General features: G+C 47.2%; 22 protein-coding genes and 1 pseudogene. 15 read left to right on the forward strand and 8 right to left on the reverse strand.

Going from position 1 to position 13,754, the window contains the following annotated elements:
- Positions 1-32 precede the first annotated feature (32 nt).
- The 8 genes and pseudogenes from H6F74_RS21465 to H6F74_RS21500 form a co-directional block, all read right to left on the reverse strand.
- Positions 33-1,268, reverse strand: a complete 1,236-nt coding sequence (locus tag H6F74_RS21465; protein WP_190444209.1) for an LdpA C-terminal domain-containing domain — start codon at positions 1,266-1,268, stop codon at positions 33-35.
- Between the two features lie 111 nt (positions 1,269-1,379).
- Positions 1,380-1,993 (reverse strand): annotated as a pseudogene (locus H6F74_RS21470) (VWA domain-containing protein).
- Positions 1,994-2,012: 19 nt separating this feature from the next.
- Positions 2,013-2,621 carry a VWA domain-containing protein gene (locus H6F74_RS21475; protein ID WP_190444210.1) on the reverse strand — a complete coding sequence of 203 codons (609 nt, stop codon included), beginning with the start codon at positions 2,619-2,621 and terminating at the stop codon, positions 2,013-2,015.
- An 87-nt stretch (positions 2,622-2,708) separates the two neighbouring features.
- The gene (locus H6F74_RS21480; protein WP_190424508.1) at positions 2,709-3,314 is read right to left on the reverse strand and encodes a VWA domain-containing protein; all 606 of its coding nucleotides are present in this window, start codon (positions 3,312-3,314) and stop codon (positions 2,709-2,711) included.
- Between the two features lie 131 nt (positions 3,315-3,445).
- The gene (locus tag H6F74_RS21485) at positions 3,446-3,913 is read right to left on the reverse strand and encodes a hypothetical protein (RefSeq protein ID WP_190444211.1); all 468 of its coding nucleotides are present in this window, start codon (positions 3,911-3,913) and stop codon (positions 3,446-3,448) included.
- Positions 3,914-4,015: 102 nt separating this feature from the next.
- Complete coding sequence (locus H6F74_RS21490) at positions 4,016-4,621, reverse strand: VWA domain-containing protein (RefSeq protein WP_190444212.1); 606 nt, start codon at positions 4,619-4,621, stop codon at positions 4,016-4,018.
- Between the two features lie 220 nt (positions 4,622-4,841).
- Complete coding sequence (locus H6F74_RS21495) at positions 4,842-5,297, reverse strand: NAD(P)H-quinone oxidoreductase subunit N (RefSeq protein WP_190444213.1); 456 nt, start codon at positions 5,295-5,297, stop codon at positions 4,842-4,844.
- Positions 5,298-5,667: 370 nt separating this feature from the next.
- Positions 5,668-5,949 carry a hypothetical protein gene (locus tag H6F74_RS21500; RefSeq protein ID WP_190444356.1) on the reverse strand — a complete coding sequence of 94 codons (282 nt, stop codon included), beginning with the start codon at positions 5,947-5,949 and terminating at the stop codon, positions 5,668-5,670.
- On the opposite strand from H6F74_RS21500, the gene rplC reads away from it, so the two are divergent.
- The 15 genes from rplC (at position 5,915) to rplF (ending at position 13,754) form a co-directional block, all read left to right on the forward strand.
- Entirely contained in the window at positions 5,915-6,553 is a 639-nt protein-coding gene (gene rplC / locus H6F74_RS21505) for a 50S ribosomal protein L3 (RefSeq protein WP_190444214.1), read from the forward strand. The two genes, H6F74_RS21500 and rplC, sit on opposite strands and share 35 nt — an antisense overlap.
- An 87-nt stretch (positions 6,554-6,640) precedes the next feature.
- Positions 6,641-7,273, forward strand: coding sequence for a 50S ribosomal protein L4 (gene rplD, locus H6F74_RS21510; RefSeq protein ID WP_190444215.1), 633 nt, complete (start codon positions 6,641-6,643; stop codon positions 7,271-7,273).
- Complete coding sequence (locus H6F74_RS21515; RefSeq protein ID WP_190444216.1) at positions 7,266-7,568, forward strand: 50S ribosomal protein L23; 303 nt, start codon at positions 7,266-7,268, stop codon at positions 7,566-7,568. Before rplD ends, H6F74_RS21515 begins: the two co-directional genes overlap by 8 nt.
- A 71-nt stretch (positions 7,569-7,639) precedes the next feature.
- Positions 7,640-8,503 carry a 50S ribosomal protein L2 gene (rplB, locus tag H6F74_RS21520; protein ID WP_190424367.1) on the forward strand — a complete coding sequence of 288 codons (864 nt, stop codon included), beginning with the start codon at positions 7,640-7,642 and terminating at the stop codon, positions 8,501-8,503.
- Positions 8,504-8,607: 104 nt separating this feature from the next.
- Complete coding sequence (gene rpsS / locus H6F74_RS21525) at positions 8,608-8,883, forward strand: 30S ribosomal protein S19 (RefSeq protein ID WP_190444217.1); 276 nt, start codon at positions 8,608-8,610, stop codon at positions 8,881-8,883.
- A gap of 51 nt (positions 8,884-8,934) precedes the next feature.
- Complete coding sequence (rplV, locus tag H6F74_RS21530) at positions 8,935-9,297, forward strand: 50S ribosomal protein L22 (RefSeq protein ID WP_190444218.1); 363 nt, start codon at positions 8,935-8,937, stop codon at positions 9,295-9,297.
- 95 nt (positions 9,298-9,392) lie between these two features.
- Positions 9,393-10,121 carry a 30S ribosomal protein S3 gene (gene rpsC / locus H6F74_RS21535; RefSeq protein WP_190444219.1) on the forward strand — a complete coding sequence of 243 codons (729 nt, stop codon included), beginning with the start codon at positions 9,393-9,395 and terminating at the stop codon, positions 10,119-10,121.
- 72 nt (positions 10,122-10,193) lie between these two features.
- Complete coding sequence (gene rplP, locus H6F74_RS21540) at positions 10,194-10,613, forward strand: 50S ribosomal protein L16 (protein WP_190424373.1); 420 nt, start codon at positions 10,194-10,196, stop codon at positions 10,611-10,613.
- 3 nt (positions 10,614-10,616) lie between these two features.
- Positions 10,617-10,871, forward strand: a complete 255-nt coding sequence (gene rpmC, locus H6F74_RS21545; RefSeq protein WP_190444220.1) for a 50S ribosomal protein L29 — start codon at positions 10,617-10,619, stop codon at positions 10,869-10,871.
- Between the two features lie 11 nt (positions 10,872-10,882).
- On the forward strand, positions 10,883-11,131 hold the full coding sequence (rpsQ, locus tag H6F74_RS21550; RefSeq protein WP_190444221.1) for a 30S ribosomal protein S17: 249 nt from the start codon (positions 10,883-10,885) through the stop codon (positions 11,129-11,131).
- Between the two features lie 164 nt (positions 11,132-11,295).
- Positions 11,296-11,664 (forward strand): 50S ribosomal protein L14, encoded by a 369-nt coding sequence (gene rplN / locus H6F74_RS21555; protein ID WP_190424376.1) that lies wholly within the window; start codon positions 11,296-11,298, stop codon positions 11,662-11,664.
- Complete coding sequence (rplX, locus tag H6F74_RS21560; protein WP_242017833.1) at positions 11,664-12,029, forward strand: 50S ribosomal protein L24; 366 nt, start codon at positions 11,664-11,666, stop codon at positions 12,027-12,029. The genes rplN and rplX overlap by 1 nt, the downstream gene beginning before the upstream one ends.
- A 90-nt stretch (positions 12,030-12,119) precedes the next feature.
- Positions 12,120-12,665, forward strand: coding sequence for a 50S ribosomal protein L5 (gene rplE, locus H6F74_RS21565; protein ID WP_190444222.1), 546 nt, complete (start codon positions 12,120-12,122; stop codon positions 12,663-12,665).
- 24 nt (positions 12,666-12,689) lie between these two features.
- Complete coding sequence (rpsH, locus tag H6F74_RS21570; protein WP_190424378.1) at positions 12,690-13,091, forward strand: 30S ribosomal protein S8; 402 nt, start codon at positions 12,690-12,692, stop codon at positions 13,089-13,091.
- A gap of 123 nt (positions 13,092-13,214) precedes the next feature.
- On the forward strand, positions 13,215-13,754 hold the full coding sequence (rplF, locus tag H6F74_RS21575) for a 50S ribosomal protein L6 (RefSeq protein ID WP_190444223.1): 540 nt from the start codon (positions 13,215-13,217) through the stop codon (positions 13,752-13,754).

Below are 13,754 nucleotides of genomic sequence, written 5' to 3' on the forward strand. Positions count from 1 at the left end.
TTAGCCCTTAGTCCTTAGCAACAAACTAATGACTAATGACTCTTAACTTGAGAAACCAGTGATTCAGCGAGACTAACTGCGTGCCAAAGTAAATCTGGATTTTCTTCCAGTCGTCTCGGCATAAATGCCTGACTTGATGCCGATGCCTTCCCCGATACGTCTTTCATATTCATTTTTTCCAATTCGTCTAGAACGGGTGACAACAAAACGCGGGCGTAGCTACCGTATGCAATACCTGCAATATAGGAGGACTCAGCATTCAGGATTGAGGAATGATGGAGAGATTTTCGAGTTTGTGGTGCCTGGTTTTTCTGTGATATTTGGTTTTCCACGGCTATGTCTGATAAACTTGCCTCTACCAAGCTTTCAGCTAAATCCACAATTTCTTTTGGCTCCTGACGGTTGTTGAGCAGTCCCATTGCCCTGAGTTTGGCAACAGTGTAGCTGTTCGTGCCTCCTGCTAACTGCACATATCCTGGTAATCCCGCAGATAGAACTTTTTGCCCTAACTTCACAGCAGCTCTAGTTGTGCCATCACCGATATCGCCACTCATCGGTCGCCCATCGGTTTGCCAGATGAGAGGAATTGGCAGGGGAGCTATCAGGTTGTAAAGAGTCCAGAGGTAATCAATTATACCATCCCCATCTGGGCAACTAATTGCTATGAGCTTGAGCTTATTCAACCAAGGCGCGATCGCTCTCCATAACCGTTTAAAATCATCTATTCTACCGATTTGTGTATGAATTTCTAAGGCATCAACCCCGCTTGGCAAGACTGACGAAGCGATCGCTTCTGGTGCTGTTACATAAGAACGAGTATAAATTATTTTACTTGGGCATACGGGAATACACCGTCCGCAGCCATAGCAACGTTGGTCTATAACTCCAGACAAAGCGATCGCATCTGCTGGACAAATACTTTCACAAGGTCGCGGGCATTCTGTAGGACACTCGGTTGAGTTAAATTCCGCCTTCCGAAAGTGAGGATCTTCCCCATCATTCAAACTGACCATCAGCCACGGTAAGTTCTCTGCACAGTAGCCTCGCACACGCGCCGCACTAGCTAGGTCAGCAGCGGCCTTCAGACCTTCTTGTGCCGCAGCAATTACCGCTGGGTCAGCGGCAACGTCGATACAATCAGCCCCAGCTAAAGTATAAGCCAATGTCAGATTCCGGACGGCAGGGAGGTCTTGGAAACTAGCTCCGCAAATGAGCTTAAACCAGTGACCCTCTCTTAGGGAGCGTAAGGGATAGAAATAATCAGTCACCCTTATATGCTAAAGCCTTCCTGAATAAATGGGGAGGTGTAAATAGTAAAAAATAGGGGCGGTTTTACTACCCCCCCCGTCACGTAAAACATAAAAAAATGGCGCTTGCCTTTAGTCGGTAATTGCCTTTAACAGCACTTCAGTTAGCGTCATGTTGTCCATCTCATCCAGGGTTAAGGTATCGCAGATGTCATTGGCCCCGATTCCTTGTAATTGTTCATCCAAACCTTTGTAAAATCGCGTTGCGCCTCTGTCTGAACCTACCTGAATGAAGGAAATCGCTAGTTCCTCATCCCCCTGTATTTTGTGAGTGGCGTTAATTATCACTTCCACTACCGCCATCCGATTATCCGGTTCTCCGTCGGACACCACTAAAATGGTTTCGCCTTCTGGTTTTGCCTGACCCGCAGCTTTACGCTGAAAGTAGTTGTTGATTGCGTCTGCAAGGCAGCGACCAAGTTAGTTCCACCACTAGGACTATTTTCTCGGAAGATTTCGGCGACTTTACTTGAAGTTACGTTGTCGTATCGTTGAAATCGGTCGGAAAATAGATAAACTGTGATGCCATCGGGGTCAAACTGTTCGCATTTACTTGCCAGCCCTAAAGTAGACTCCTGCGCCATCTCCCAGCGACTTTTGCCTCCAGGTTGATCTGTCGTAGACATACTGCCGCTTTTGTCAAGCATTAAGGTGTAGTCGCGGTGAGTCAAGACACCAAGTGTCATAAAATTAGTTCCTACTCAGTTAGTCAGCGATCGCGTTTAGCAGCACTTCCGCCAGAGTCATGTCCGCCATGTCATCAATAGTTATCGCATCGCAGATATCAAACTTCGCCCCCGCACCTTGCAATTCATCATCCAACGCTTTGAGAAACCGCGTAGCCGTTGCATCCGAACCCACTTGAATCATAGAAATTGCTAGTTCTTCATCCCTCTCCATCTGGCGCGATGCCTCAATAATCGCCCGCATTACCCCTTTCCGGTCATCGGGTTCCCCATCTGTCACTACCAAAATCGTTTCTCCACCAGCCTTTGCCTCACCAGCAGCCTTGCTCTCAAAATAGCGGTTAGTAGCATCCTTCAGCACATTTGCCAAGTCAGTAGTGCCAGCTGGGTCATTTTCTTGAAAAATTTGTGCGACTTTACTAGAAGTCACATTGTCATAACGTTTAAACCGGCTAGAAAACAAGTAAACAGTAATCCCATCTGGATCAAACTGTTCGCATTTTCTCGCCAACGCCAAAGTAGACTCCTGCGCCATTTCCCAGCGGCTTCTGCCTCCCGCTTGATCTGGCGTAGACATACTGCCGCTTTTGTCAATAATTAACGTGTAATCCCGATTTTCTGCACTCATACATACCCTCCTTTCCCACAAAAAATTAGTAGGGTGGGGATTGCCCACCTTAACTACATCAAACTAAATTACCAATTCAAAATCGAGTTAGTCATTTATGGCATTAAGCAGCACTTCAGTTAAAGTCATGCCCTCCATATCATCCAAAGTTACGGTGTCACAAATATCAAACTTTGCTCCCGCACTTTGCAGTTCATCATCCAAAGCCTTGAGAAACCGAGTAGCCGTTTGATCGGCTCCAATCTGAATGAAAGAAATGGCTAATTCTTCATCTCTTTCCATGTGGCGAGTAGCTTCAATAATCACCCGCATCACCGCTTTCCGGTCATCAGGTTCCCCATCTGTGATTACCAAAATTGTCTCGCCATTCGCCTTCGTCGCACCAGCAGCCTTCCGCTGAAAATAGTTGTCAACAGCGTGCTTTAACACATCAGCAAGATTGGTGGTGCCGGATGGATCGTTTTCTTGGAATATCTGTGCAACCTTGCTAGCGGTTACATCATCGAAACGCTTAAACCTACCTGAAAACAGGTAAAGGGTAATTCCATCCGGATCAAACTGTTCGCATTTTCTCGCCAACGCCAGGGTAGATTCCTGCGCCGTCTCCCAGCGACTTCTCCCACTCGGTGGTTCTGGGGTAGACATACTGCCGCTTTTGTCGATGATTAATGTATAGTCTCGGTCTTGTGCCACAGATACTCCTTCCACAAAGAGATAATCTCCTGCGATCGTCAGGGTCTACTGATCTAGCCTATCCCACCTGCTGAGACTATCAAGTAGATTGAGATTAAAAAAATAAAAAGTTTTAGTTACTTCTAGACTCTTTACGGTTGCGTTTCCCGCAAGGCTTGAAGGTAATCAATGGCTGCATCTAGTTTGGATGGGTAAGCATAGGCAAATTCTTCAAACCAAAGACCTTCTTCTGAGAGTGGGTTTAAATTTTTCAGCCACTCCTTCGCTTGGTTTGCTAGTGCCTCTCTTTGCTGCTGCTTAATTTGTTCCTGCTTAATCTTTTTCTCTGCTAGTTGTTGCTGCTTTTTCAGATTTTCGGCTTTTTCTTGTTCCTCAAACTCAGCCTTAACTTGAGCTAGTACCCTATCTTCATGGGAGGAAGACAAGTTATTTTTTCCAGGTTGCAGGGGCAAATTCTCAACTACCTCTACAGACGGCGCGATCGCGTGCGGGTTCACTAGCTTCTCTTTGAGTTGTTGCGGGTTGTGAAGCAGTTTTGGGTTGTCTTTTACTTCATACTCAGCCTTAACTGACGCAAGTATGTCATCTATCGATTCCATGATTTTGATACCTCCAATAGATTTTAGATTTGAAACTTTAAATTTTAGATACACCCTTACTCATCTAAAATCCAAATTTCAAACCCAAAATAAAACTATGTGTTAGTCAATAATGGCATTTATTAACACTTCAGTCAGGGTCATGTCCTCCATGTCATCAATGGTTACGGTGTCACAAATATCAAACTTGGCACCAGCACTTTGCAGTTCATCATCCAGCACTTTGAGAAATTTACTGGCTTGTGCGTCTGCGCCAACTTGAATAAACGAAATTGCCAGTTCTTCATCTCTATCCATACGGCGAGAAGCTTCAATAATTACTTTCATCACCGCTTTTCGGTCATCCGGTTCCCCATCCGTAACTACTAAAATAGTTTCACCATTTGGCTTAGTTTGTCCGGTTGCTTTGCGCTGAAAGTAGCTATTGGTTGCATCTTGGAGAACTCCCGCCAAATCGGTACGACCAGATGGTTCATTTTCCCGAAAAATTTGCATTACTTTACTGGCGGTTACATTGTCATAGCGTTTGAATCTACTAGCAAATAAATAAATGGTAATGCCATCAGGATCGAATTCTTCACATTTACTCGCTAAGGCGAGGGTAGATTCCTGCATGACCACCCAGCGACTTTTACTTCCTGGCTGGTCTATTAGTGACATACTGCCGCTTTTGTCAATGATTAAGGTATAGTCGCGATTTTCCACCATAAAAGTTTGCCTTATTAGTTTGCTTCTTTAAAGGTATCAAAACTAAATCGTTTAATGGGTTGTAGTAGCTATAATTTAGGCGATTCAGGTTATTTTTGATAGGGATAAGTTAGCCCCGCAACGGAGTTCTTGCTGCGGGGCTAAGTAAAAATGCCTGACGATTGTAGGAAATGAGCAGTTGTCGCAGGACTGTGGGCGATCGCTAGAAAAAATCGGTTGCTTAAGCAGCAGCGATCGCATTCTTCAGTGGTGTCCAACGGAATGCGCGATCGCCCCCCATCTCCACCGCAATTTTTACTCGCGGTTCTATGCTTGGCAAAGCGGTTAAATATTCCACTTCCTCACGCGAGAGGATATTTCCTTCGATAATCCACAACACTAAACCCTTCGACTTGGGGGGTAGGTGTTCCAATTGGTAATTCACCACAGGCGGTATGAAATAAGTCCGAATGTCTTTTTTACCCAAATGCGCGGGACGCACACCGTGAACGCCTGTTAAATACGCAGCTAAGTCGCCTAGTCCTTTTGCACTAATGCGTAACGTGGTATAGCCAGCTGCACGCAACCGCCGCTGGTAACGTCCCTCAAAGCCTCCTTCTAAGGGTACGTACATCCCCAAAGCCCCCTCCTTTTCCAGTCCTTTGACAAATTGATTGCCGATCGTGATAAGTGCCATATATTTATCTTCTACCCTGCTTTAAGTTTTGTTAATGAGTGCTGCGGATTTATTATAGTTGGGTGGTGAGGAGCCTATCAACTGGGACAAGACAAAAAAAAATTAGCGGTTAGTAGACAATTCTTAAGAAAGGGTTTATAGTAAACAATTGTGGTCAAAATTCAGGCGGTTATTGCCGCTGAGGTCGAGATCGGGTAAAGGGACATTAGGCTTTCAGCTAAAAGGCTGTGCAGTCATAAGAATAGAAAGTTCATTGTTCCCAGCGATTTCGTTCCAAGCGATGGTATAAAAGAAGGCTTCTTGACGGAAATCTTCAAAGCACCGGAAAAACCACATTCGCCTTCTCGGGATACTGAGTAGATAAAGCTGCTTAAGTCCCCGCGAATATAGGCAATGCCCTTCTGTCGCATATCCGACGGTCGAATAGGTTCACACCATCTGAGCGGAAAGCTTTCTTAAAAGCTTTCTTAAAAGCTTGCTTCGATTCAATGCGAGGCAGTGCTATCTCTGGCTGGTCTGATCGCAACGAATGAAAACGTTTGTAAGAGCTTGTCGGTGTGGCGAGTGATCGCAACACCGCCTCTTTGTAGTGTGTAAAAGGGAGAAACCAAAAAGCCGTGCCTATTGGTATCCTCGGAACCAAACTCGGCATGACCCAAGTATTTGACGAAACAGGAAAAGCAATTCCTGTAACAGTCATCCAGGCTGGGCCATGTACTGTAACGCAAATTAAAACCAAGGACACAGATGGCTACGCTGCCGTCCAGCTTGGTTATCAAGAAGTGAAACCAAAGGCGTTGAACAAACCCCTATTGGGACACTTGGCAAAATCGAGCGCTGCTCCTTTAAGGAAACTGCGGGAGTATCGCCTAGATAACGTAGGTGAGTTTGAGCTGGGTCAGCAGTTAAAGCCAGATTTATTTACTGCTGGTCAAATTGTGGATGTAATCGGTACAAGCATCGGTAAGGGCTTTGCCGGATATCAAAAGCGTCACAATTTCAAGCGGGGACCCATGTCTCACGGTTCCAAAAACCACCGTCAGCCCGGTTCGACGGGTCCTGGAACCACACCAGGGCGTGTGTATCCAGGGAAGCGGATGGCAGGTCGTTTAGGTGGCGATCGCGTCACAATTCGCAAACTGACAGTAGTGCGGGTAGACGCGGAACGCAACTTGCTGCTGATCAAGGGAGCGGTTCCCGGTAAACCAGGTGCGCTCGTCAATATTTTGCCTGCCAAAAAGGTAGGTCGAAAGTAGTCATTAGTCATTAGTCATTAGTCATTCTTCAAGGACAACTGACAAAAGACTCTCGGACAACTGACAAAGGACTCTCGGACTAAGCATATGGTTAACTGTGTAGTACACAATTGGGATGGGGAAGAAGTCGGGCAGGCGACACTAGAATTAAAGGTTGCCAAAGAAGAGAACGCCGCACATATTGTGCATCGGGCATTAGTCCGGCAGCAGGCAAATGCTCGTCAAGGCACCGCTAGCGCCAAAACCCGCGCTGAAGTTAGAGGAGGCGGACGTAAACCCTGGAGACAAAAGGGGACAGGTCGCGCTCGTGCGGGTTCGATTCGTTCACCCTTGTGGCGTGGTGGTGGTGTGATCTTCGGACCCAAGCCAAGAGACTATGACCTGAAGATGAACCGCAAGGAGCGGCGTTTGGCGTTGAGAACAGCGATCGCTGACCGCGCCGACGACATGGTTGTAGTTGAGGAATTTGGCGACAAGTTGCCAAAACCAAAAACAAAGGAATTGGTTGAAGCGATCGCTCGTTGGGGAGTCGATCCACAATCAAAAATCCTCCTCATTTTGCCAGAGCGCCAAGAAAACGTTTATTTGTCAGCCCGAAATATCGTCAATTTGAAGCTAATTTTTGCTAACCAATTGAATATTTTTGACCTGCTTAACGCTGACAAAATCGTAACAACGCCATCTGCCCTCGCCAAAATTCAGGAGGTTTACAGTGAGTGAATTTAATCGCCGCGACCTGGCGGATCTGGTTTATCGCCCCATAGTCACAGAAAAGGCGACTCTGCACATGGAGCAGAACAAGTACGTCTTTGAAGTAATTCCCAAAGCGACCAAACCCGAAATTAAAGCAGCAATTGAAGACCTGTTTAAAGTAAAGGTTTTGAGTGTCAACACCCTTCGTCTACCACGCCGCAAGCGTCGCGTCGGCAAATTTGCCGGGTTTAAGCCTCAATACAAACGAGCGATCGTAACCTTAGTAAGCGGCGACTCAATTACCCTGTTCCCAGAAGTTTAAATTTTGGATTTTAAATAATCAAAATCCAAAATAACACTCAACATTTAGCAGTTCAACTAAGAGTTTAAATTATGGGTACCCGTTCCTATCGGCCCTACACCCCCAGCACTCGCGAGACTACAATTTCGGACTTTGCCGAAATTACCAAGAGTGAGCCGGAAAAATCACTAACCCACTTTAACCATCGCGACAAAGGTCGCAACAATCGCGGGGTAATTACCAGTCGCCGTCGGGGTGGCGGCCACAAACGCCTCTATCGGGTGATAGATTTTCGCCGCGATAAGCGAGATATTCCCGCAAAAGTAGCAGCGATTGAGTACGATCCGAATCGTAATGCTCGCATTGCCCTGCTTTATTACCAGGACGGAGAAAAGCGCTATATTCTCCACCCAGTAGGGTTAGAGGTAGGCACATTTATCACCGCAGGTTCTAACTCCCCCATCGAGATTGGCAACGCTTTACCGTTAAGCAATATTCCATTGGGAACTAGCGTTCACAATGTAGAACTGACAGCAGGTAAAGGCGGTCAAATTGTTCGCGCTGCTGGTGCCACTGCTCAGGTAGTAGCAAAAGAAGGTGGCTATGTATCCATCAAGCTGCCCTCCGGTGAAGTCCGGATGGTGCGCCGCGAGTGCTACGCCACGATTGGACAGGTTGGCAACGTTGAGCATAGAAACCTGAGTGCAGGCAAAGCAGGTCGCAATCGCTGGAAGGGCCGCCGTCCGAAGGTGAGAGGAAGCGTTATGAACCCAGTTGACCACCCACACGGTGGTGGTGAGGGACGCGCACCGATTGGTAGAAGCGGACCTGTGACTCCTTGGGGTAAACCAACCTTGGGCTATAAGACTCGTAAGCCCAAGAAGCAAAGCAGTAAATTGATTGTTCGTCGTCGTCGTAAAGCTTCTAAGCGCGGTCGTGGCGGTCGGGAATCTTAGAATTTTAGATTTTAGATTTTGGAATTTAGATTGGCAATAAAACCAAAATCCAAAATCCAAAATCAGAAATCCAAAATCAAAAATAATTTGGGGTTATGTGAAGTATGGGTCGTTCTCTTAAAAAAGGTCCTTTTGTTGCGGATCATCTGCTGAAAAAAGTTGAAACTTTGAACGCCAGAGGCGAAAAGCAGGTGATAAAAACTTGGTCTCGCGCCTCAACAATTTTGCCGCAAATGCTGGGTCACACCATCGCGGTTCACAATGGTCGTCAGCACGTTCCGGTTTACGTCAGCGAGCAAATGGTAGGACATAAGTTAGGCGAATTTGCTCCTACTCGTACTTTCCGAGGACACTCGAAAGATTCCAAGGCAAAGAGATAATTTTGAATTTTGAATTAGACAAGATTCAGAATTATTAAAACGGAGAAATCTATGGCAGTTGATACTACAGAAGAAGTCAAAGCGATCGCTCGCTACATCCGGATGTCCCCCCACAAAGTGCGGCGAGTTCTCGACCAAATTCGGGGGCGGTCATATCGTGAAGCACTGATTGTGCTGGAATTTATGCCCTATCGGGCTTGCGATCCAGTCCGCGATGTACTGCGCTCAGCAGCAGCCAATGCCGAGCATAACGCCGGGTTAGACCCAGCGAAATTAGTGATCTCTAAGGCATATGCTGACCAAGGGCCAACCTTGAAGCGCTTCCGGCCCCGCGCTCAAGGACGCGCCTATCAGATTCGCAAGCCAACGTGTCACATCACAGTAGCCGTTGCAGCAGACACAGAAGAAAAATAACAGAACTGAGTTATGAGGAATGAGTAACAGTTTTACTCAATCATTTACTCAGTCCTCAGCACTCATCACTCAGCACTGATTTAGAGGAAGCATTCGTGGGACAGAAAATTCATCCAATTGGTTTTCGACTGGGTATCACCCAAGAACACCGCTCCCGTTGGTTTGCGGATGCTAAGCGCTACCCAGAACTCCTGCAAGAAGACCACACCATTCGGCAGGTAGTGGAGAAAAAACTCGCTAACGCTGGCATCTCTCAAGTGAGAATCGAGCGCAAAGCTGACCAAATCGATTTGGAAATCCACACAGCTAGACCGGGTGTTGTGGTAGGTCGAGGTGGTCAAGGTATTGAAGAATTACGCTCCAAGCTTCTTGAAGCTCTAGGCGGCAGTAATCGGCAAATCCGGATCAACGTTATTGAAGTGGCGCGGGTGGATGCCGATGCTGGGCTGATTGCCGAGTACATCGCCCAGCAGCTGGAACGACGAGTTTCCTTCCGGCGAGTTGTGCGTCAGGCAATTCAACGCGCCCAACGCGCTGAAGTCCAGGGAATTAAAGTGCAAGTAAGCGGACGGTTAAACGGGGCAGAAATTGCTCGAACCGAGTGGACGCGGGAAGGTAGAGTACCACTACATACCCTCCGGGCAGACATCGACTACGCTTACCGCACCGCCAAAACCATTTACGGGATTCTTGGCGTTAAAGTTTGGATCTTCAAAGGTGAGGTTATTCCAGGTCAGGAAGAAGCGCCTGCTCCTAATAATGCTCAACCCCGGCGTCGCCAACAGCGCCGCCGCCAGCAATTTGAAGACCGCTCAAATGAGTAATAGCTAATTGCTAATAGCTATCGGCTATTAGTAAGAAGAAATTAGCAATTAGCAGTTAGCAAAGGACAAATCATGTTAAGTCCCAGAAGAACTAAATTTCGCAAACAGCAGCGCGGGCGGATGAACGGGTTGGCAACCAGAGGCAGTGACCTAAATTTTGGTGACTTTGGCCTCCAGTCCACAGAACCAGCCTGGATTACATCCCGCCAAATTGAAGCCAGTCGCCGAGCCATGAACCGCTATATCCGCCGGGGTGGCAAAATCTGGATTCGTATCTTCCCAGATAAACCAGTAACCATGCGTCCAGCCGAAACCCGGATGGGTTCTGGTAAAGGTTCACCGGAGTTTTGGGTAGCTGTAGTCAAGCCAGGGCGGATATTGTTTGAGATTGCCGGGGTACCGGAAGCAACTGCCCGCGAGGCAATGCGTCTGGCCTCCAACAAATTGCCGATTAAGACAAAGTTCATCACACGTGAAGGGGAACAGGTGTAAATTATGCCTCTGCCCAAGATAGAAGAAGCCAGAAATTTAAATGACCAGGAACTGGCTGATGAGATTTTAGCTGTCAAACAGCAACTGTTTGATTTGCGGATGCAACAGGCAACCCGACGCCTGGAAAAGCCACATCAGTTCAAGCATATGAAGCATCGGTTAGGTCAGCTGCTGACCGTGGAAGGTGAGCGGCAACGGGCGGCAACAGATAGCCAGCCAGCCCCAGAACCACAGCCAGATGCACAATCCCAGGAGTAGAGTAGACCCCAATGGCAGTTAAAGAACGAGTTGGCGTGGTCGTCAGCGACAAAATGCAAAAGACCGTAGTGGTCGCCGTGGAAAACCGTTCGCCACATCCGAAGTACGGAAAAATTGTGGTAAACACGAAGCGGTACAAGGCTCACGATGAGGAGAATGAGTGCAAGGTGGGCGATCGCGTCCGAATTACAGAAACGCGCCCCTTGAGTCGCACTAAACGCTGGACAGTCGCTGAAATTCTCAATCGCGAGGCTCAATAAGAAAGTTATGAGTTTTGAGAGCTGAGTTTTGAGTTAAAAATTCCAAGTCTAGAATTTCTTGAATTCTTCCGGCTTCAAAACTCAAAACTTAAAACTCAAAACTATTATTCAAAACTCCGAGCAACGGAAGTCTCCAGCGGGAGCAAAACTCAAAACTCAAAACTATGATTCAACCTCAAAGCTACCTAAATGTCGCAGATAACAGCGGCGCTCGCAAATTGATGTGCATCCGCGTCTTAGGTGCCAGCAGTCGGCGCTATGGCGGCGTTGGCGATGTGATCATCGCCGTTGTCAAAGACGCTATCCCCAACATGGCAGTCAAAAAGTCCGACGTTGTAAGAGCCGTAATTGTCCGCACCAAGAAGAATATGCGCCGGGACAGCGGTATGAGTATTCGCTTTGACGATAACGCCGCCGTGATCATCAACGCAGATGGCAACCCCAGGGGAACTCGCGTTTTCGGTCCAGTCGCACGGGAACTGCGCGACAAAAATTTCACCAAAATTGTTTCCCTGGCTCCAGAGGTACTCTAATGGCAACAAAACAGTTTAAAAGAAACGGCTCCCAGCCGAAAGTGCGCTATAAAATGCACGTAAAAAAAGGCGATACAGTGCAAGTAATCGCTGGTCGAGATAAAGGCAAGGTTGGTGAAATATTAAAAGCGATTCCCGAAGAAAGCCGGGTAATTGTTAAAGGGGTTAACATCAAAACCAAGCACGTAAAACCTCAGCAAGAAGGTGAATCCGGTCAAATCGTTACGATAGAAGCCCCGATTCACAGCTCTAACGTTATGCTTTATTCGACCAGCCAAAAAATTGCCAGCCGCATTTGTTACACCTTTAATGAAGAAGGTCGTAAAGTGCGGATGCTCAAAAAGACTGGAGAAATCATTGACTAATAGCAATTAGCTGTGCAAGCTAATTGCCAGTCGGCTAATTGTTAACTACTATTTTCCCTGACCAAGCCCAGGGCATGAAGGAAAAAACCAATGGCACAAAAACTGAAAACGCTGTACCAAGAGACAATTGTTCCTAAACTGACAGATCGGTTTAATTACACCAATGTCCATCAGGTACCCAAAATTGTAAAGGTCTCGATTAATCGAGGTTTAGGAGAGGCATCTACTAACGCTAAAGCACTGGAATCTTCCCTGAACGAAATTGCCAAGATCGCGGGTCAAAAGCCTGTGGTGACACGGGCGAAAAAAGCGATCGCAGGTTTTAAACTTCGCCAAGGTATGCCAGTGGGCGTAATGGTAACACTTCGAGGAGATCGGATGTATGCCTTTCTTGATCGATTAATCAACCTGTCATTGCCACGCATTCGGGACTTTCGCGGTATCAGTCCCAAGAGCTTTGATGGTCGGGGAAATTACAGCTTAGGCATTAGAGAGCAGCTGATATTTCCAGAAATAGAATACGACAACATCGATCAAATTCGTGGCATGGACATTTCAATCATCACCACAGCAAATACCGACGAAGAGGGCCGCGCCTTACTCAAAGAAATGGGAATGCCCTTCCGGGATAACTGAGGCAGTCATAATAAGGAGGGAACAATGGCGGCAAACGACACAATAGCAGATATGCTGACTCGCATTCGGAATGCGAATATGGCGCGGCATCAAACAACAGAAATACCAGCAACTAAAATGACGAAGAGCATTGCTCAAGTCCTGAAAGCTGAAGGCTTCATTGCTGATTTTGAAGAAGTTGGCGAGGGCATCGAGCGACACCTGCTGGTTTCCTTAAAATACAAAGGCAAGAATCGCCAACCGATTATCAACACCTTGAAGCGGGTCAGCAAACCAGGACTTAGAGTATATTCCAACCGTAAAGACTTACCCCGTGTGCTGGGCGGTATTGGAATTGCGATCATTTCTACCTCCAGTGGCATTATGACTGACCGGGATGCGCGGCGTCAGGGGGTAGGCGGGGAAGTGCTGTGCTACATCTGGTAGTCATTGGTCACTGGAACGTTGTCAAATTAAAACGTTAGAAAGGGACTTTTGTTCTAACAACTTTCAAACGTTCAAACGTTCAAACGCCCAGGGACAACTGACAAAAAAAAGGAGTAATTAGTTATGTCTCGTATTGGCAAGCGCCCCATTAATATTCCCGCTAAAGTTCAAGTTGCCATTGACGGTCAACATGTGGCAGTTAAAGGCCCTAAAGGTGAACTTTCCAGGGTTCTGCCAGAGCAGGTGATCGTCGAGCAGGAAGGCGAAACGATTGTAGTGAAGCGACGCGATGAATCTCGTGCAGCTCGTCAGCGCCACGGCTTGTCCCGGACTTTGGTTGCCAACATGGTTGATGGGGTTTCTCAAGGGTTCCAGCGACGCTTAGAAATCCAGGGTGTCGGTTATCGCGCCTCAGTTCAAGGTCGCAATTTAATTTTGAACGTGGGTTACAGTCACCCGGTGCAAATTGACCCCCCAGAAGGCGTTCTGATGGCGGTGGAAAACAACACCAATGTCATTGTGAGCGGTATTGATAAAGAAATCGTGGGGAACATTGCAGCCAAAATTCGCGCTGTCCGCCCACCGGAAGTATACAAGGGTAAAGGTATCCGCTACGCCGGTGAAGTGGTGAGACGTAAAGCTGGAAAGGCAGGTAAGAAGTAA

The organism is Trichocoleus sp. FACHB-90, from assembly GCF_014695505.1.
GTDB lineage: Bacteria > Cyanobacteriota > Cyanobacteriia > Cyanobacteriales > FACHB-T130 > Funiculus > Funiculus sociatus.